Source organism: Pseudomonas sp. B40(2017) (assembly GCF_002112855.1).
Classification (GTDB): Bacteria; Pseudomonadota; Gammaproteobacteria; order Pseudomonadales; family Pseudomonadaceae; genus Aquipseudomonas; species Aquipseudomonas pharyngis.
In genome coordinates this window covers 330,832-348,178 of sequence record NZ_NEIT01000002.1, presented here as the reverse complement: position 1 = coordinate 348,178, position 17,347 = coordinate 330,832, and the positions used below count along the sequence as shown (strand labels likewise).

The 17,347-nt window shown below is 60.5% G+C and carries 15 protein-coding genes; 12 read left to right on the top strand and 3 right to left on the bottom strand.

The genetic code is table 11. The features are described from left to right. Positions 1–118: 118 nt before the first annotated feature. Positions 119–1,417: an amino-acid N-acetyltransferase gene (gene argA / locus CAF76_RS05215; RefSeq protein WP_007951778.1), complete on the top strand. Its 1,299-nt coding sequence runs from the start codon at positions 119–121 to the stop codon at positions 1,415–1,417. An 82-nt stretch (positions 1,418–1,499) separates the two neighbouring features. Here argA and tauA read toward each other — a convergent pair whose 3' ends face one another. Next, positions 1,500–2,489 carry a taurine ABC transporter substrate-binding protein gene (gene tauA, locus CAF76_RS05210; RefSeq protein ID WP_085647012.1) on the bottom strand — a complete coding sequence of 330 codons (990 nt, stop codon included), beginning with the start codon at positions 2,487–2,489 and terminating at the stop codon, positions 1,500–1,502. 365 nt (positions 2,490–2,854) lie between these two features. On the opposite strand from tauA, the gene CAF76_RS05205 reads away from it, so the two are divergent. From CAF76_RS05205 to CAF76_RS05165, 8 genes are all read left to right on the top strand, one after another. Next, positions 2,855–4,198 carry an OprD family porin gene (locus CAF76_RS05205; RefSeq protein WP_064600252.1) on the top strand — a complete coding sequence of 448 codons (1,344 nt, stop codon included), beginning with the start codon at positions 2,855–2,857 and terminating at the stop codon, positions 4,196–4,198. Between the two features lie 293 nt (positions 4,199–4,491). Continuing rightward, positions 4,492–5,130 carry a peroxiredoxin gene (locus CAF76_RS05200; protein ID WP_085647011.1) on the top strand — a complete coding sequence of 213 codons (639 nt, stop codon included), beginning with the start codon at positions 4,492–4,494 and terminating at the stop codon, positions 5,128–5,130. A 321-nt stretch (positions 5,131–5,451) separates the two neighbouring features. Continuing rightward, positions 5,452–6,045 (top strand): NADPH-dependent FMN reductase, encoded by a 594-nt coding sequence (ssuE, locus tag CAF76_RS05190; protein WP_011336454.1) that lies wholly within the window; start codon positions 5,452–5,454, stop codon positions 6,043–6,045. 89 nt (positions 6,046–6,134) lie between these two features. Next, positions 6,135–7,115, top strand: coding sequence for a sulfonate ABC transporter substrate-binding protein (locus CAF76_RS05185; RefSeq protein ID WP_007953529.1), 981 nt, complete (start codon positions 6,135–6,137; stop codon positions 7,113–7,115). Positions 7,116–7,140: 25 nt separating this feature from the next. Next, a complete protein-coding gene (ssuD, locus tag CAF76_RS05180; protein WP_011336452.1) occupies positions 7,141–8,289 on the top strand; it encodes an FMNH2-dependent alkanesulfonate monooxygenase in 1,149 nt (382 codons plus the stop codon). A gap of 9 nt (positions 8,290–8,298) precedes the next feature. Beyond that, positions 8,299–9,081 (top strand): aliphatic sulfonate ABC transporter permease SsuC, encoded by a 783-nt coding sequence (ssuC, locus tag CAF76_RS05175; protein ID WP_011336451.1) that lies wholly within the window; start codon positions 8,299–8,301, stop codon positions 9,079–9,081. After that, positions 9,078–9,884: an aliphatic sulfonates ABC transporter ATP-binding protein gene (ssuB, locus tag CAF76_RS05170; RefSeq protein WP_039765381.1), complete on the top strand. Its 807-nt coding sequence runs from the start codon at positions 9,078–9,080 to the stop codon at positions 9,882–9,884. The genes ssuC and ssuB overlap by 4 nt, the downstream gene beginning before the upstream one ends. Before the next feature lie 27 nt (positions 9,885–9,911). After that, a complete protein-coding gene (locus CAF76_RS05165; RefSeq protein ID WP_007953520.1) occupies positions 9,912–10,127 on the top strand; it encodes a molybdopterin-binding protein in 216 nt (71 codons plus the stop codon). Between the two features lie 95 nt (positions 10,128–10,222). Here the strand turns inward: CAF76_RS05165 and CAF76_RS05160 are convergent, their stop codons facing one another. Both CAF76_RS05160 and CAF76_RS05155 read right to left on the bottom strand, forming a co-directional pair. Then, entirely contained in the window at positions 10,223–10,855 is a 633-nt protein-coding gene (locus CAF76_RS05160; protein WP_039765384.1) for a TetR/AcrR family transcriptional regulator, read from the bottom strand. A 231-nt stretch (positions 10,856–11,086) separates the two neighbouring features. Continuing rightward, positions 11,087–12,463 carry a glutamine synthetase family protein gene (locus CAF76_RS05155; protein ID WP_039765386.1) on the bottom strand — a complete coding sequence of 459 codons (1,377 nt, stop codon included), beginning with the start codon at positions 12,461–12,463 and terminating at the stop codon, positions 11,087–11,089. A 729-nt stretch (positions 12,464–13,192) separates the two neighbouring features. On the opposite strand from CAF76_RS05155, the gene CAF76_RS05150 reads away from it, so the two are divergent. From CAF76_RS05150 to CAF76_RS05140, 3 genes are all read left to right on the top strand, one after another. Further along, positions 13,193–14,551, top strand: coding sequence for a glutamine synthetase family protein (locus tag CAF76_RS05150; RefSeq protein WP_007953514.1), 1,359 nt, complete (start codon positions 13,193–13,195; stop codon positions 14,549–14,551). A gap of 56 nt (positions 14,552–14,607) precedes the next feature. Beyond that, a complete protein-coding gene (locus tag CAF76_RS05145; protein ID WP_011336447.1) occupies positions 14,608–15,972 on the top strand; it encodes an aspartate aminotransferase family protein in 1,365 nt (454 codons plus the stop codon). Positions 15,973–16,144: 172 nt separating this feature from the next. Continuing rightward, entirely contained in the window at positions 16,145–17,257 is a 1,113-nt protein-coding gene (locus tag CAF76_RS05140; protein WP_011336446.1) for a polyamine ABC transporter substrate-binding protein, read from the top strand. Positions 17,258–17,347: the final 90 nt, after the last annotated feature.

Below are 17,347 nucleotides of genomic sequence, written 5' to 3'. Positions count from 1 at the left end.
CCGTATTCATGAGGAGAGCGCGCGTGTCGCCAAGCCTGTTCCGACGATAACCATCAGCCCGCTGTGCGTTTTCCGTTCTGCCCTTTTTCCGGCTGCTATTTATTACAGGCCCAGGTTCATGCCCGAATACGTCAATTGGCTTCGCCACGCGTCTCCTTATATCAATGCTCACCGCGATTGCACCTTCGTTGTCATGCTTCCGGGCGACGGCGTGGAGCATCCGAATTTCGGCAACATCGTCCATGACATCGTGCTGCTGCACAGCCTCGGCGTGCGGCTGGTACTGGTTCATGGTTCGCGTCCGCAAATCGAAACCCGCCTTGCCGCACGCGGCCTGACCCCGCATTACCACCACGGCATGCGCATCACCGATGCCGCGACGCTGGAATGCGTGATCGACGCGGTCGGCCAACTGCGCATCGCCATCGAAGCGCGGCTGTCGATGGACATGGCCTCTTCGCCGATGCAGGGCTCGCGCCTGCGGGTGGCCAGCGGCAACCTCGTGACGGCGCGGCCGATCGGCGTGCTGGAAGGCGTCGACTATCACCACACCGGCGAAGTGCGCCGGGTCGACCGCAAAGGCATCAACCGCCTGCTCGACGAGCGCTCCATCGTATTGCTGTCGCCGCTGGGGTATTCGCCGACCGGTGAGATCTTCAACCTGGCCTGCGAAGACGTGGCGACCCGCGCCGCCATCGATCTGGGCGCCGACAAGCTGCTGCTGTTCGGTGCCGACCTCGGTCTGATCGACGAAAACGGCAAACTGGTGCGCGAGCTGCGCCCGCAACAGGTGCCGGCGCATTTGCAGCGTCTGGGCAGCAACTATCAGGCGGAATTGCTCGATGCCGCTGCCGAAGCCTGTCGTGGCGGCGTGGCGCGCAGTCATATCGTCAGTTATGCCGAGGACGGTGCGCTGCTGACCGAACTGTTCACCCGTGACGGTGGCGGTACGCTTGTGGCCCAGGAGCAATTCGAACTGGTGCGCGAGGCGGCGATTGAAGACGTCGGCGGCTTGCTCGACCTGATCAGCCCGCTGGAAGAGCAGGGCATTCTGGTGCGTCGCTCGCGCGAAGTGCTGGAGCGCGAGATCGAACAGTTCAGCGTGGTCGAACGTGAAGGGATGATCATCGCCTGTGCGGCGCTGTATCAGATTGCCGATTCGGATGCCGGCGAGCTGGCGTGCCTGGCGGTGAATCCCGAGTATCGCCATGGCGGTCGAGGCGACGAATTGCTCGAGCGCATCGAGACCCGTGCCCGGGCGCAAGGCCTGAAAACCCTGTTCGTTCTCACCACCCGCACCGCCCACTGGTTCCGCGAGCGTGGCTTCGAACCAAGCAGCGTCGAACGTCTGCCGGCTGCTCGGGCTTCTCTTTATAACTATCAGCGCAATTCGAAGATCTTCGAAAAGTCTCTGTGATGTGACGCCCTCATCGCGAGCAGGCTCGCTCCCACAAAGGTTCACCGAGCCTGTGTGGGAGCGAGCCTGCTCGCGATAGCGTTTATTCGGTTACAAACTTCGCACTGACGTACGGCGAGTAGTCAGGCAAAACACTTTCGACCTTGCCCTGTTCCTTCAAGAATTTCGCCGTCTCACCAATCGCCTTCGCCGTGCCGCCGTCCAGCAGCGCCGTGGTCTGTTGCGCCTTGGCGTCCGGGAACGCCGAGCCCGCGAGCAATTCCGGAACGTCGGCAGGATTGGCACCGGTCAGTTTGGCGATTTTCTGCACAGGCACCGAGTCGGCCGTCCAGCTGTCTTTATGGGCCGCGTAATCAGCGAACGAGTCCAGGGTCACCTTGGCGAACCTGGCCACGACTTCAGGATGCTTCTCGGCAAAGTCCTTGCGCGCGACCCAGACTTCGAAGGTCGGCGCGCCCCATTGGCCGACCTGCGCGGCATCGGTCAGGGTCTTGCCGGTTTTGCGGATTTCACCTAGCGCCGGCGACCAGACAAAGGCGCCGTCGATGTCGCCACGTTTCCAGGCCGCCGCGATTTCTGCGGGTTGCAGGTTCACCACTTTGACTTTCGAAGTGTCCAGGCCCCAGTGCTTGAGCGCGCCGAGCAGGCTGTAGTGGGAGGTGGAGACGAATGGGGTGGCGATGGTCTTGCCGATCAGGTCTTCGGGCTTGTTGATACCGCTGCCGTTGCGCACCACCAGCGCTTCGGCGGCATTGATCTGCGCCGAGACGATAAAGGCCACGATCGGCAGATTGCGCGAAGCGGCGGCCGCCAGCGGGCTCGAGCCAAGGTTGCCGATCTGCACATCGCCGGAGGCGATGGCTGTCACAACTTCCGGGCCGCTGTTGAACCGACGCCAGTCGATTTTCTCGCCGATGGCCTTCTCGTACACGCCGTCGGCCTGGGGGACTTTGCTTGGGTCGATACCGGTCTGGTAGCCCACGGTGAGGTTGGCGGCATGGGCTGAAAAAGAAATCAGCGCCGACACACAAACTGTAACAAATTGACTAGATAGTGCGCGTTTGGCCATCATGGCGTCGCCTTTTCGATAGGGTTTGACGAATCGGGGTTGCGTCAAAGCTAATCGATCTAAAAAAAGGCTAACAAATACCATTTAGTAATGAGCTTAGTCGCCGATACGCTGTATCCCGGTGAAGATGGCAAATGGCTGGCCATATAGCCGAATGGTATGAAAAAGAATGAATAAATTCTTTTTGGGTTTATCAGGAAGTCTTTACCCTGCAGGGACCAAATCACTGCGATTAGACCTTGGTCGTAGACATACAAGGTTACGATTGACTTGTCAGTCACGGTCTGGCGCTAATCGCGCATCTTAGGATCCAGGGGCATCAGACCCCGGACCAGGAACACAAGAATTAGAAACGAGAGGAGCGAAACATGAACAAGTCCACCTTGGCCCTGGCCGTGGCCGTAGGGGTTTTGGCGCAGCAGGCAGGCGCCGCCGGTTTCATCGAAGACAGCAAGGCCACTCTGGGTCTGCGTAACTTCTACATCAACACTGACAACCGCGATGGCGCTGGTGCCAACAAGAACGAAGAGTGGGGCCAAGGCTTCGATCTGCGTTTCATCTCCGGCTACACCCAAGGCACCGTAGGCTTCGGTATTGATGCCATCGGCCTGCTGGGCGTGCGTCTGGATTCGGGCGGCGGCACCAACGGCAACAGCGGCACCGCTTACGGCGGCACTGTGTTCCCGAGCGAGTCCAACGGCAAAGCAGTGGACAACTTCTCCAGCCTGGGTCTGACTGCCAAAGCCAAGATCTCCCAGACCGAACTGAAGCTGGGCACCCTGCAGCCGAAAAACCCGGTGATCGTGACCAACGACGGTCGTCTGCTGCCACAAACCTGGCAGGGCGGTCAGATCACTTCCGGCGAAATCAAGGACCTGACCCTGGTCGGTGGTCAGATCGAAGCCGTGAAAGGCCGTAACTCCAGCAACAACGAAAACCTGTCCATCGGCGGTGCAAACACCCGTGGCGCTGGCTTCCGTGACAGCAACAAGTTCATCTACGCCGGTGGCGACTACAAGATCACCAAAGACCTGACTGCCCAGTACTACTACGGCAACCTGGAAGACTTCTACAAGCAGCACTTCCTGGGTCTGGTACACAACTGGGCCATCGGCCCGGGCGTATTGAAGTCTGACTTCCGTTACTTCAACAGCTCCGACGACGGCAAGAACGGCACTGATCCGGCCTACTACAGCAGCGGCAACTACACCGGTTTCCGTTCCGGTCGTGGCGAAGTCGACAACAACCTGTACAGCGGCCTGTTCCTGTACACCGTTGAAGGTCACACCTTCGGTGGCGGTTACCAGGTTTCCAACGGCAGCTCCGACTTCCCTTGGCTGAACCAGGGCGACGGTTCGTCGAACTACACCATCACCGACATGCAGATCCAGAAGTTCGGTCGTGCCGGCGAGAAAACCTGGCAGGCTCGCTACTCGTATGACTTCGCTAAAGTCGGCGTACCTGGCCTGACCGCTGGTGTGGTTTACCTGAAAGGCGATTCGATCGACACCGTTGGCACCAACGGCCGCGAAAACGCTTCGAACCGTTCCGAGTGGGAACGCGACTTCACCATCGGTTACGTCGTACCGGAAGGTCCGTTCAAGAACGTCGGCCTGATGTGGAAAAACGCTGTATGGCGCACCGACCTGCCGAACACCCGTTCGCAGGACGAAAACCGCCTGATCGTCAGCTACTCGATCCCGCTGCTGTAATAGCGCGCTCCTGCACTGATGTAAAAAAGCCCCGTCCGGCATCGCGCCGGACGGGGCTTTTGCGTTTTCGGGTCCGGCTCACCCCCGTAAGCCTTCCCCGATGTCCCCTCTTTACAGCAACTCAAGGCCTTCTCGAACCTTGAGGGCGATGTTCGTCGCGATGCAGCGGGGCGTCCAGTGAACAGATGTTTAATATTCAATAAAGATATAGATATCTAGTTATTTATTCTTTTTCAGAAGAACGAATCACAAGCTACAGTTGAGGTCTCCAACCACTCATCAGGAGCCGCACCATGAGCCTCAGACTTGGCGATATCGCCCCCGATTTCGAACAGGATTCCAGCGCCGGCAGGATTCGTTTCCACGAATGGCTGGGCGATAGCTGGGGCGTGCTGTTTTCCCACCCGGCAGACTTCACCCCGGTCTGCACCACCGAGCTGGGCTTCACCGCCAAACTCAAGGACGAGTTCACCAAACGCGGCGTGAAGGCCATTGCACTGTCGGTCGACCCGGTGGACTCGCACCACAAGTGGATCGAGGACATCAACGAAACCCAGAACACCATCGTCAACTTCCCGATCCTGGCCGATGCCGATCGCAAGGTGTCCGATCTGTACGATCTGATCCACCCGAACGCCAACGACACATTGACCGTGCGTTCGTTGTTCGTGATCGATCCGAACAAGAAGATCCGCCTGACCATCACCTACCCGGCGAGCACCGGGCGCAACTTCCACGAGATCTTGCGGGTGATTGATTCGCTGCAGCTCACCGATAACTACAAGGTGGCCACCCCGGCCAACTGGCAGGACGGTGAAGAAGTGGTGATCGTGCCGTCGCTCAAGGACGAAGACGAAATCAAAAAGCGCTTTCCGAAAGGCTACCGCGCGGTGAAACCGTACCTGCGCCTGACCCCACAGCCGAACAAATAACCTTACTGGGCAGATCGTTCCCACGCTCTGCGTGGGAATGAATATATGGACGCTCCGCGTCCACTGTGACGCAGAGCGTCACGGGCGGCATTCCCACGCGGAGCGTGGGAACGATCAGTCACTAGGAACCACGATGCAGGGTTTCAGGCCGTTTTCACGGCCTGTTTTTTTGCCCGCTGGAAAGGGAAATGCATATCTCCATAAAGAATAACCAAATGAATAAATATGATTTATGGATATATAAATCAGCTGGTAAGGTCACTCACATCGAAGCGAGATCGCAACCCGCGAATCGCCTGTAACGCGCAAGGAATTTTCTGAATGCTGGTCGTCTCACTCGGTGGCAGTCCCAGTCAACGTTCCCGCTCAGGGGTGTTGCTGGAACGCTCGCAACGCTGGTTGCAGCAGCAAGGGGTGGAAGTGGTGAGTTATCAGGTGCGGGACTTCCCGGCCGAAGACCTGCTTCACGCCCGCTTCGACAGCCCGAAGGTGCTCGACTTGCTGCAACAGATTGAAAACGCCGATGGCCTGCTGATCGCTACGCCGGTGTACAAGGCGTCGTTTTCCGGTGCCCTGAAGACCGTACTGGATCTGCTGCCCGAGCGTGCGCTGAACCACAAGATTGTTTTACCGATGGCTACCGGCGGCAGCATCGCTCACATGCTGGTGGTCGATTACGCCCTCAAACCGGTGCTGTCGGCGTTGAAGGCCCAGGAAATGCTGCAAGGGATTTTTGCCGAGGACAGCCAGATCGCCTACGGCGAAGGCAGTGCCCAGGCCCAGTTGGCTCCGGCGCTGGAGCAGCGGTTGCATGAAGCGCTGGACCAGTTTGTCAGCGCCATGGCCCGCCGGCCGAAGCCGCTGGAGCCGGGGCTGCTGAACGAACGTTTGTTGAGTGCTCGCTGGAGCATTTGAGCCACACCGAAACTTGAAGTACTCACCTTACTCAGCCGCCAACGGCCAAGCAGGTGCAGCCAAAACCCAACAGCAAAAAGGAGAGCGCTATGCGCACTGTATTTTTGCGTCGTGGTCTGGTCGCTCTGTTTGCTGCGGCTGTGTCCTTCGGCGCCATCACCCAAGCTCAAGCTGAAACGCTACGAATCGGTTACCAGAAGTACGGCACTTTGGTGCTGCTCAAAGCCAAGGGCACCCTGGAAAAACGTCTCGCCGCCCAAGGCGTCGACGTGCAATGGACTGAATTCCCCGGCGGCCCGCAACTGCTCGAAGGCCTGAACGTCGGTTCGATCGACTTCGGCGTCACTGGCGAAACCCCGCCGGTCTTTGCCCAGGCGGCCGGTGCCGATCTGCTCTACGTCGCCTACGAGCCACCAGCGCCGAACAGCGAAGCGATCCTCGTGCCGAAAGATTCGCCGATCAAATCGGTGGCGGATCTCAAGGGCAAGAAAGTCGCGCTGAACAAAGGCTCCAACGTTCACTACCTGCTGGTGCGTGCGCTGGAGGATGCCGGCCTCAAGTACACCGACATTCAAACCGTGTTCCTGCCGCCGGCGGATGCCCGCGCCGCGTTCGAGCGTGGCAGCGTCGACGCCTGGGTCATCTGGGACCCGTACCAGGCCGCCGCCGAGAAGCAACTGCAAGCGCACACCCTGCGTGACGGTAAAGGCATCGTCGACAACCACCAGTTCTACCTGGCGACCAAACCCTACGCACAGAAAAATCCCGAGGTGATCAAGACCCTCGTGGAAGAAGTGCGCGCCGTCGGTGAGTGGTCCAAGGCCAACCCGGAAGACGTGACTCAACAGGTATCGCCGCTGCTTGGCCTGCCGGCAGACATCACCCTGACCTCGGTGAAACGCCAGGGCTACGGCGCGCTGTTCCTGACCCCGGAAGTGGTCGCCGCGCAACAGAAAATCGCCGACACCTTCTACCAGCTCAAGCTGATTCCCAAGCCGTTGAGCATCAAGGACGTGATCTGGACCCCACCGGCCGCAGTGGCCCAAAGCTCGGTCACCCAAGCCCAGTAAATCGAATCCCCAAGGAGACCACTCCATGAGCCTCAACATCTTCTGGTTCCTGCCTACCCACGGCGACGGCCATTACCTTGGCACCGCCGAAGGCGCCCGCGCCGTCGATCACGGCTATCTGCAACAGGTCGCGCAAGCGGCGGATCGCCTGGGTTTCGGCGGCGTGCTGATTCCCACCGGCCGTTCCTGCGAAGACTCGTGGCTGGTGGCGGCCTCGCTGATCCCGGTGACCCAGCGTCTGAAGTTCCTCGTCGCCCTGCGCCCCGGGATCATTTCCCCGACGGTGGCAGCGCGTCAGGCAGCAACGCTGGATCGGTTGTCCGGCGGTCGTGCGCTGTTCAACCTGGTGACCGGTGGCGATCCGGAAGAGTTGGCCGGCGACGGTCTGTTCCTCGATCACGAAGCGCGCTACCAGGCCTCGGTGGAATTCACCCGGATCTGGCGCCGCGTGCTGGAAGGCGAAACCGTGGATTACGACGGCGAGCACATCAGCGTGAAGGGCGCCAAATTGCTCTATCCGCCGATCCAGCAACCGCGTCCGCCGCTGTACTTCGGCGGTTCGTCGGAAGCCGCGCAGGATCTGGCCGCCGAACAAGTGGAAATGGTTCTGACCTGGGGCGAGCCGCCCGCCGCCGTGGCCGAGAAAATCGAGCAGGTTCGCGCCAAGGCCGCCAAGCTCGGCCGCACCGTGCGCTTCGGCATTCGTCTGCATGTGATCGTGCGGGAAACCAACGCCGAGGCCTGGCAAGCGGCAGATCGCCTGATCTCGCACCTGGACGACGACACCATCAAACGTGCCCAGGCTTCGCTGGCGCGGTTCGATTCGGTCGGCCAGCAGCGCATGGCCGCACTGCACGGTGGCAGCCGTGACAACCTCGAAGTCAGCCCGAACCTGTGGGCCGGCGTCGGTCTGGTGCGCGGCGGTGCCGGTACGGCGCTGGTTGGCGACGGTCCGACCGTGGCTGCACGGGTGAAGGAATACGCGGATCTGGGCATCGATACTTTCATCTTCTCCGGTTATCCACACCTCGAAGAATCGTATCGGGTGGCTGAACTGCTGTTCCCGCACCTCGACGTCGAGCGCCCGGAACTGCCGAAAAGCGCCGGTTACGTCAGCCCGTTCGGCGAGATGGTGGCCAACGACATTCTTCCCAAAGCCGCGTCCCAGAGCTGAGGCGCCGCCATGAAGAAATTTATCCACAGCCTCGCGCCCTGGGCGTTGCCGGTGTTGTTGCTGGCGGTGTGGCAGTTGTCGGTGTCGGCCGGTTGGCTGTCGACGCGGATTCTGCCGGCGCCGGTGGCGGTGATCGAAGCCGGCGTGAGCCTGGTGCGCAGCGGCGAAATCTGGACGCACCTGGCGATCAGCGGCTGGCGCGCGGCGCTGGGCTTCACCATCGGTGGCAGCATCGGCCTGGTGCTGGGCTTCATCACCGGCCTGTCGAAGTGGGGTGAACGCCTGCTCGACAGCTCGGTGCAGATGATCCGCAACGTGCCGCACCTGGCGCTGATTCCGCTGGTGATCCTGTGGTTCGGCATCGACGAGTCGGCGAAGATTTTCCTGGTGGCATTGGGCACCTTGTTCCCGATCTACCTCAACACCTATCACGGCATCCGCAACGTCGATCCGGCGCTGGTGGAAATGGCACGCAGTTATGGCCTGTCCGGCTTCAGCCTGTTCTGGCAGGTGATTCTGCCGGGCGCGCTGCCTTCGATTCTGGTCGGCGTGCGTTTCGCTCTGGGCTTCATGTGGCTGACGCTGATCGTGGCGGAAACCATCTCCGCGAGCTCCGGCATCGGTTACCTGGCGATGAACGCCCGCGAGTTCCTGCAGACCGACGTGGTGGTGCTGGCGATTCTGCTGTACGCGGTGCTCGGCAAACTGGCCGACCTCGCGGCCCGTGGACTTGAACGTGTGTGGCTGCGTTGGCATCCGGCGTATCAAGTGGCGAAAGGAGGTGCGGCATGACCGCTCAACAACCTCCACGCCTGCTGCGCGGGATTCCGCTGGCGGTGCGCAACCTGCAAAAGACTTTCGGCTCGCGGCAGGTACTGCGTGACATCGATCTGCACATTCCGGCAGGGCAGTTTGTCGCCGTGGTCGGGCGCAGCGGATGCGGCAAGAGCACATTTCTGCGCTTGCTTGCCGGCCTCGATCAACCCACTGGCGGCGATCTGCTCGCCGGTGCCGCACCGCTCAGCGATGCGCGGGATGACACCCGGTTGATGTTCCAGGAAGCGCGGCTGCTGCCGTGGAAAAAGATCATCGACAACGTCGGTCTCGGCCTCAAGGGCGATTGGCGCCCGCAAGCCTTGCAGGCGCTGGATGCAGTCGGCCTCGCCGATCGCGCCAATGAATGGCCGGCGGCACTGTCCGGTGGGCAGAAGCAGCGCGTGGCGCTGGCCCGAGCCTTGATCCATCAGCCGCGTCTGCTGTTGCTCGACGAGCCGCTGGGCGCACTGGATGCGCTGACCCGGATCGAGATGCAGCAACTGATCGAACGTCTCTGGCAACAGCACGGGTTCACCGTGTTGCTGGTGACCCACGACGTCAGCGAAGCGGTGGCGATTGCCGACCGGGTGATTCTGATCGAGGACGGCGAAGTCGGCCTCGACCTGCAAGTGGAGTTGCCGCGCCCTCGGGTGCGTGGCTCCCATCGCCTGGCCGCGCTGGAAACCGAAGTGCTCAACCGTGTGTTGTCCCTGCCCGGCGAGCCGCCGGCGCCGGAACCCGTTTCACCCTTGCCTACGCAACTGCGTTGGGCTCAATAACTCAAGCAAACGACAGGAATCAATGCCATGACTATCAAAGCCATCAACGTACGCAACCAGTTCAAAGGCGCGATCAAGGAGATCGTTCTCGGCGACGTGCTGTCGGAAATCGACGTGCAGACCGCTTCCGGCATCGTCACGTCGGTGATCACCACCCGTTCGGTCAAGGAGCTGGAACTGGAGGTCGGCAGCGAAGTGATCGCCTTCGTGAAATCCACCGAGGTGTCCATCGCCAAGTTGTAAGCCTGTGAGTAAAAAACAACCCCGAAGGGTGTGAGCCCTTCGGGGTTTTTTGTGTCTGACTGGAAATCGGCGGTGCGGCCTTCGCGAGCAGGACGCTAGAGAATTCTCTTGGGCAGATACGGCGGCAGATACAGCCCGATATAGGCATCGAAAACCCGCATGCCTTCCTCGGCCATGCGCGGGGTGATCTGGCCGTGCTGCTGCACCGAGCGGGCGTAGACGCGGTCGCCCAGCTCCATGGCCAGCGCGAACACATCGACGTCATCCGGCAGGCGCGGCAGTTCGAAGTGATGGTCGAACAGCTTGTGCATCAGGTCGCCCAGTTCGAGGTCGTGCTGGCGGTCGGCCTGGGTGACTTCGGTGAGGCCGTGCTGCGCGAGGATCAGTTGGCGGGCGGCGGCATCCTCGCCATAGATCTCCAGCATCCGCTCTTCGACCAGCCGCGACAGGTCCCGCCAGTCGCGCAGGGCATCGTGATCGATTGGCGCCTGCAGGCACGCGCGGAAGGCTGCGTGCACATCCGCCGTCAGCGCTTCGAGCAGCGCCGGGACGCTGGCGAAGAAGTGGTAGACCGAGGAGGGCGGAATCTGCGCGCGCTCGGCCACGCTATAGATCGACAGGCTCGCCACGCCCTCGGCGGCCAGCAGCGTGCGCGCGGCGTCGAGTATCGAATCGATCCGCGCCTGACTGCGGGCTCGGGGTTTGCGAACGGGGGCGGGACGCGTCATGAAAGTCTCCTGCGGGGCAGCGGGCATTGTACGAGCCGGCTCTTGTGTTGTCTTGTCGGCCGCTTTCGGGAGCAAGCCCCCTCCCACGGGGTATCTCCTGTGAGATGAAATTTTCTGTTCGCAGGAGATTCATTGTGGGAGCGGGCTTGCTCGCGAACCGCCGCAGGCGGCCATAAAAAAACGCCGCTGGCTGCGATAGCCGACGGCGTTCTTTTTGGCGCTGCAATCCGCTTAAACGGTATGCAGGTACCAGTTGTACTCGAGGTCGGAGATGGAGTGTTCGAACTCCTCCAGCTCGCTCTCTTTACAGGCGACGAAGATATCGATGTATTTCGGATCGATGTACTTGGCCATCACCTCGCTGTCGTCCAGCTCGCGCAGGGCATCGCGCAAGTTGTTCGGCAGGCTCTGCTCGTTCTGCTCGTAGCTGTTGCCTTCGGTGGGAGGCGGCGGCTCGATCTTGTTGGTCAGGCCGTGATGTACGCCCGCCAGCACCGAAGCCATCAGCAGGTACGGGTTGGCGTCGGCGCCGGCCACGCGGTGTTCCAGACGGACCGCGTCGGCGGAGCCGGTCGGTACGCGCAGAGCCACGGTGCGGTTGTCCAGGCCCCAGCTCGGCGAGTTCGGCACGTAGAACTGTGCGCCGAAACGACGGTAGGAGTTGACGTTCGGGCAGAGGAAAGCCATCTGCGCGGGCAGGGTCTCGAGCACACCGCCGATCGCGTGACGCAGCGCGGCGTTCTGCTCGGGATCCTCGCTGGCAAAAATGTTTTTGCCTTCTTTGTCGAGAACCGAAATGTGGACGTGCAGACCGTTGCCTGCCTGGCCCGGATACGGCTTGGCCATGAAGGTGGTGTCCATTTCATGGTCGTAGGCGATGTTCTTGATCAGACGCTTGAGCAGGACCGCGTAGTCGCATGCCTTGATCGGGTCGGCGACGTGGTGCAGGTTCACTTCGAACTGCGCCGGGGCACTTTCCTTGACGATGGCGTCGGCCGGGATGCCTTGCTCTTTGGCGCCTTCCAGAATGTCCTGGAGGCAGTCGACGTATTCGTCGAGGTCGTCGATCAGGTAGACCTGGGTCGAATGCGGGCGTTTGCCGGAGATCGGCGAGCGTGGCGGCTGAGGGCGGCCGTTCACGTTTTCCTGGTCGATCAGGTAGAACTCGAGTTCGAACGCGGCGCAGATGGTCAGGCCGAGCTCGTCAAACTTTGCGACAACTTGACGGAGCACTTCGCGCGGGTCGGCGAAGAAAGGGTCACCTTCGAGTTCATGCATGGTCATCAACAGTTGCGCGGTCGGGCGCTTCTGCCATGGCTCGTTGCACAGGGTATCGGGGATTGGATAGCAGATACGGTCGGCGTCGCCGATGTCCAGGCCCAGGCCGGTGCTTTCCACCGTGGAGCCATTGATATCCAGAGCAAATAGAGAGGCCGGCAGGTTGATGCCTTTCTCGTAAACCTTGTGGAGGCTGGTGCGTTCGATGCGCTTGCCGCGCACCACACCATTCATATCCGCAATCAGAAGGTCAACGTACAGAACCTCAGGATGTTCCTTAAGGAACGCGTTCGCTTCGTTAAGCTGAACGGCACGCGGGGGTACCGACATGATGCAACACCTTTGTTGTTAAAAATATCAATCATTGATCTTTTCTGGTTTCAGTCAACCCGAACGGCCTGCCGAAGTCAAGCGAGGCCTTTTGTGCCCTGAAAAAGCGCCGCGAGGGCGTTTGTGGGGCACTTTGGGGCATTTTTTTATCCGTGAAGGACGCGCCACCCGCAGGCTTGAGCAGGCCGTGTTGTATTTTTTACGGGGGTGTTGTGTAAAAAAATGAACAAGGCTAAGCTCCGATCAAACCCATAACAGCAATAATACCGGGGTGCTTCATGTCTCGCCTGCCGTTAATCGGCGTCACCGACTGCTCTTTGCAGTCCGGTCTGCATGCTTATCACATCAGTGGCGACACGTCCGTCCGCAGCGCGGCCAGCAAGGCCTGCAACGTGTCAGCGATCTCCCAGCCCGTGGCAGATCGAGCGGCAGCGTCCGATATTCTGGACGTGTGCGAGGGCATCCTCTTTAGCGGTTCTCCTTTCAATATAGATCTCTTTCCCTCTCCCGGCCTGCACCGCGTCCGTCGTCGTGCCCGTGATTCTGCACGCCCGGGATGTGCACAGGAAATGCAACGCCAGCGTAAAGGGCAGGTAAGCTCCTCCTTCATTGTCTATGCGCGGTGCCGGGCGTAAGCCGGCACTGCGCGCAAGCAAGGCCCTTTAACGCGACGCCTGGTGCGTCAAACATTGCCTGACATCTGTCAGGAGACTCAGCCCAGAGGCATTTATGAGTAACAACCTCGACCAGCTCACCGATTGGTTGAAAGACCACAAGATCACAGAAGTCGAATGCATGATCGGCGACTTGACCGGCATTACCCGGGGCAAGATCTCGCCGACCAACAAGTTCATCGCCGAAAAAGGCATGCGCCTGCCAGAGAGCGTTCTGTTGCAGACCGTGACCGGCGACTACGTCGAAGACGACATCTATTACGAACTGCTCGACCCGGCCGACATCGACATGATCTGCCGTCCCGACCAGAACGCCGTGTACCTGGTGCCGTGGGCCATCGAGCCGACCGCCCAGGTGATCCACGATACCTACGACAAGCAAGGCAACCCGATCGAGCTGTCGCCGCGCAACGTGCTCAAGAAAGTCCTGAAACTCTATGCCGACAAGGGCTGGCAGCCGATCGTGGCGCCGGAAATGGAGTTCTACCTGACCAAGCGCAGCGACGACCCCGACTATCCGTTGCAGCCGCCGGTCGGCCGCTCCGGGCGTCCGGAGATCGGGCGTCAGTCGTTCTCCATCGAAGCGGCGAACGAATTCGATCCGCTGTTCGAAGACGTCTACGACTGGTGCGAATTGCAGGAGCTGGACCTCGACACGCTGATCCACGAGGACGGCACGGCGCAGATGGAAATCAACTTCCGTCACGGCGATGCCCTGTCGCTGGCCGACCAGATCCTGGTGTTCAAACGCACCATGCGTGAGGCCGCGCTCAAGCACAACGTGGCCGCGACCTTCATGGCCAAGCCGATGACCGGTGAGCCGGGCAGTGCGATGCACCTGCACCAGAGCATCATCGACATCGAGACCGGCAAGAACGTGTTCTCCAACGAAGACGGGACCATGAGCCAGCTGTTCCTGCACCACATCGGTGGCCTGCAGAAACTGATCCCTGAGCTGTTGCCGCTGTTCGCCCCGAACGTCAACTCGTTCCGCCGCTTCCTGCCGGACACCTCGGCGCCGGTGAACGTGGAGTGGGGCGAAGAAAACCGCACCGTGGGCCTGCGCGTTCCGGATGCCGGCCCGCAGAACCGCCGGGTGGAAAACCGTCTGCCGGGCGCCGACGCCAACCCGTACCTGGCGATTGCCGCGAGCCTGCTCTGCGGCTACATCGGCATGGTCGAAGGCATCAACCCGAGCGCGCCAGTGGTGGGCCGTGGTTACGAGCGCCGCAACCTGCGGCTGCCGCTGACCATCGAGGATGCCCTGGAGCGCATGGAAAACAGCGCGACCATCGAGAAATACCTGGGCAAGACCTTTATCACCGGCTACGTCGCGGTCAAGCGGGCCGAGCATGAAAACTTCAAGCGCGTGATCAGTTCCTGGGAGCGTGAGTACCTGCTCTTCGCCGTCTGATACGCCGGGCGCGGTGGCCAGCCGCCACGCCTTCACCGATAACAAGGAGAATTGGCATGACCAGCAACAACCCGCAAACCCGTGAGTGGCAAGCCCTCAGCAGCGATCACCACCTGGCCCCGTTCAGCGACTTCAAGCAGCTGAAAGAGAAAGGCCCGCGGATCATCACCAATGCCAAGGGCGTGTACCTCTGGGACAGCGAAGGCAACAAGATTCTCGACGGCATGGCCGGCCTTTGGTGCGTGGCGATCGGCTACGGTCGCGATGAACTGGCCGACGCCGCCGCCAAGCAGATGCGCGAACTGCCTTACTACAACCTGTTCTTCCAGACCGCCCACCCGCCGGCGCTGGAACTGGCCAAGGCCATCGCCGACGTGGCGCCAGAAGGCATGAACCACGTGTTCTTCACCGGCTCCGGCTCCGAAGGCAACGACACCATGCTGCGCATGGTTCGCCACTATTGGGCGATCAAGGGCCAGCCGAACAAGAAAGTCATCATCAGCCGCAAGAATGGTTATCACGGTTCCACCGTAGCCGGCGCGAGCCTGGGCGGCATGACGTATATGCACGAACAGGGCGACCTGCCGATTCCGGGCATCGTCCACATCGCTCAGCCGTACTGGTTCGCCGAAGGCGGCGACATGACCCCGGAAGAGTTCGGGATCTGGGCGGCCAATCAGCTGGAAGAGAAGATTCTGGAAGTCGGCGTGGACAACGTCGGTGCCTTTATTGCCGAGCCGATCCAGGGCGCCGGCGGCGTGATCATTCCGCCCGACACCTACTGGCCGCGCATCAAGGAAATCCTCGCCAAGTACGACATCCTGTTCGTGGCCGACGAAGTGATCTGCGGTTTCGGCCGTACCGGCCAATGGTTCGGCAGCGATTTCTACGACCTCAAGCCACACATGATGACCATCGCCAAAGGCCTGACGTCCGGCTACATCCCGATGGGTGGCCTGATCGTGCGTGACGAAGTGGTGGCGGTGCTCAACGAGGGTGGCGATTTCAACCACGGCTTCACCTACTCCGGTCACCCGGTGGCGGCGGCGGTGGGTCTGGAGAACATCCGGATTCTGCGCGAAGAGAAAATCATCGAACGCGCCCATGAAGAAACGGCACCGTATTTGCAGAAACGTCTGCGCGAACTGAACGATCACCCGTTGGTGGGTGAAGTGCGCGGAGTCGGTCTGCTGGGGGCCATCGAGCTGGTGCAGGACAAGGCCACTCGCAAGCGTTACGAAGGCAAGGGTGTGGGCATGATCTGCCGCCAGTTCTGCTTCGACAACGGGCTGATCATGCGTGCCGTGGGCGACACCATGATCATCGCGCCGCCGCTGGTGATCAGCAAGGCGGAGATCGACGAGCTGGTGACAAAGGCACGCAAGTGCCTGGACCTGACCCTGAGTGCGTTGCAGGGCTAAGTGCTAGGCTCTGAGCGATGGAGCTGTTGCGCTGTCGCTCGGAGCTGTCAGAAAGGCTGGTCTTTTCTTGAAAGACCGCCTCGGATCTTGCCAGACTAGCCGCGGTTCCAGTTGTCCGGGTTCGGCCGCTGAACAAAGTGGTTCAAAAAAGAAAAATTTGGAGCATTAACGCATGAAGGCATTAGGCAAAAAGCTCGCTGGCAAGACTCTGCTCGCCATGTCCCTGATGGGCGTGATGGCGGGTGCGGTCCAGGCGGACGACAAGGTGTTGCACGTTTACAACTGGTCCGACTACATCGCGCCGGACACGGTTGCCAATTTCGAGAAAGAGACGGGCATCAAGGTCGTCTATGACGTTTTCGACAGCAACGAAACCCTGGAAGCCAAGCTGCTGGCCGGCAAATCCGGTTACGACATCGTGGTGCCTTCCAACAACTTCCTGGCCAAGCAGATCAAGGCCGGTGTTTATCAGGAACTGGACAAGTCCAAGCTGACGAACTGGAAGAACCTCGACGAAGACCTGCTCAAGGCCGTTGGCGACGCCAGCGACCCGGGCAACAAACACGCGTTCCCGTACATGTGGGGTTCGATCGGCATCGGCTACAACCCGGCCAAGGTCAAGGCTGCGCTGGGCATCGACAAGATCGATTCCTGGGACATCGTGTTCAAGCCTGAAAACATCGAGAAGCTGAAAAGCTGCGGCGTGAGCTTCCTCGACGCGCCGACCGAAATGATTCCGGCGGCTTTGCACTACCTGGGCAAACCGACCAACAGCAAGGACAAGGCTGACCTGAAAGCCGCCGAAGACCTGTTCCTCAAGATTCGTCCTTCGGTGGCTTACTTCCACTCCTCGAAGTACATCTCGGACCTGGCCAACGGCAACATCTGCGTAGCGGTCGGCTATTCGGGTGACCTGGAACAATCCAAGACCCGCGCCAAGGAAGCCGGTGACAAGGTCAAACTGGCCTACACCATTCCGAAAGAAGGTGCCGGTACTTTCTACGACATGGTCGCCATTCCCAAGGATGCCGAAAACGTCGAAGCCGCCTACAAGTTCATGAACTACCTGCTCGAGCCGAAAGTGATGGCCGAAATCACCAACGCCGTGCGTTTCCCGAACGGCAACAAGGCGGCCACCGCCCTGGTGGACAAGGAAATCACCAGCGATCCGAGCATCTACCCTTCGGCTGAAGTGAAGAAGCAGCTCTATGCGATCAGCGATCTGGACGCGGCCACCCTGCGCCTGATCACTCGCAGCTGGACCAAGATCAAATCCGGTAAATAAGCCGGTTTGAAGTAGCTATCGCTGGCCGCCGCCTTCACCCGGGCGGTCAGCGGTGCAATTAAATGACAGAAAGTTTTGCTGGAACGGTTT

What these genes read in the sequence shown, in the direction of transcription:
- CAF76_RS05165 (WP_007953520.1), top strand. Translation starts at nt 9,912, where the DNA reads ATGACTATCAAAGCCATCAACGTACGCAACCAGTTCAAAGGCGCGATC.
- CAF76_RS05205 (WP_064600252.1), top strand. Translation starts at nt 2,855, where the DNA reads ATGAACAAGTCCACCTTGGCCCTGGCCGTGGCCGTAGGGGTTTTGGCG.
- tauA (WP_085647012.1), bottom strand. Translation starts at nt 2,489, where the DNA reads ATGATGGCCAAACGCGCACTATCTAGTCAATTTGTTACAGTTTGTGTG.
- argA (WP_007951778.1), top strand. Translation starts at nt 119, where the DNA reads ATGCCCGAATACGTCAATTGGCTTCGCCACGCGTCTCCTTATATCAAT.
- CAF76_RS05200 (WP_085647011.1), top strand. Translation starts at nt 4,492, where the DNA reads ATGAGCCTCAGACTTGGCGATATCGCCCCCGATTTCGAACAGGATTCC.
- ssuD (WP_011336452.1), top strand. Translation starts at nt 7,141, where the DNA reads ATGAGCCTCAACATCTTCTGGTTCCTGCCTACCCACGGCGACGGCCAT.
- CAF76_RS05185 (WP_007953529.1), top strand. Translation starts at nt 6,135, where the DNA reads ATGCGCACTGTATTTTTGCGTCGTGGTCTGGTCGCTCTGTTTGCTGCG.
- ssuB (WP_039765381.1), top strand. Translation starts at nt 9,078, where the DNA reads ATGACCGCTCAACAACCTCCACGCCTGCTGCGCGGGATTCCGCTGGCG.
- CAF76_RS05140 (WP_011336446.1), top strand. Translation starts at nt 16,145, where the DNA reads ATGAAGGCATTAGGCAAAAAGCTCGCTGGCAAGACTCTGCTCGCCATG.
- CAF76_RS05150 (WP_007953514.1), top strand. Translation starts at nt 13,193, where the DNA reads ATGAGTAACAACCTCGACCAGCTCACCGATTGGTTGAAAGACCACAAG.
- CAF76_RS05160 (WP_039765384.1), bottom strand. Translation starts at nt 10,855, where the DNA reads ATGACGCGTCCCGCCCCCGTTCGCAAACCCCGAGCCCGCAGTCAGGCG.
- ssuC (WP_011336451.1), top strand. Translation starts at nt 8,299, where the DNA reads ATGAAGAAATTTATCCACAGCCTCGCGCCCTGGGCGTTGCCGGTGTTG.
- ssuE (WP_011336454.1), top strand. Translation starts at nt 5,452, where the DNA reads ATGCTGGTCGTCTCACTCGGTGGCAGTCCCAGTCAACGTTCCCGCTCA.
- CAF76_RS05155 (WP_039765386.1), bottom strand. Translation starts at nt 12,463, where the DNA reads ATGTCGGTACCCCCGCGTGCCGTTCAGCTTAACGAAGCGAACGCGTTC.
- CAF76_RS05145 (WP_011336447.1), top strand. Translation starts at nt 14,608, where the DNA reads ATGACCAGCAACAACCCGCAAACCCGTGAGTGGCAAGCCCTCAGCAGC.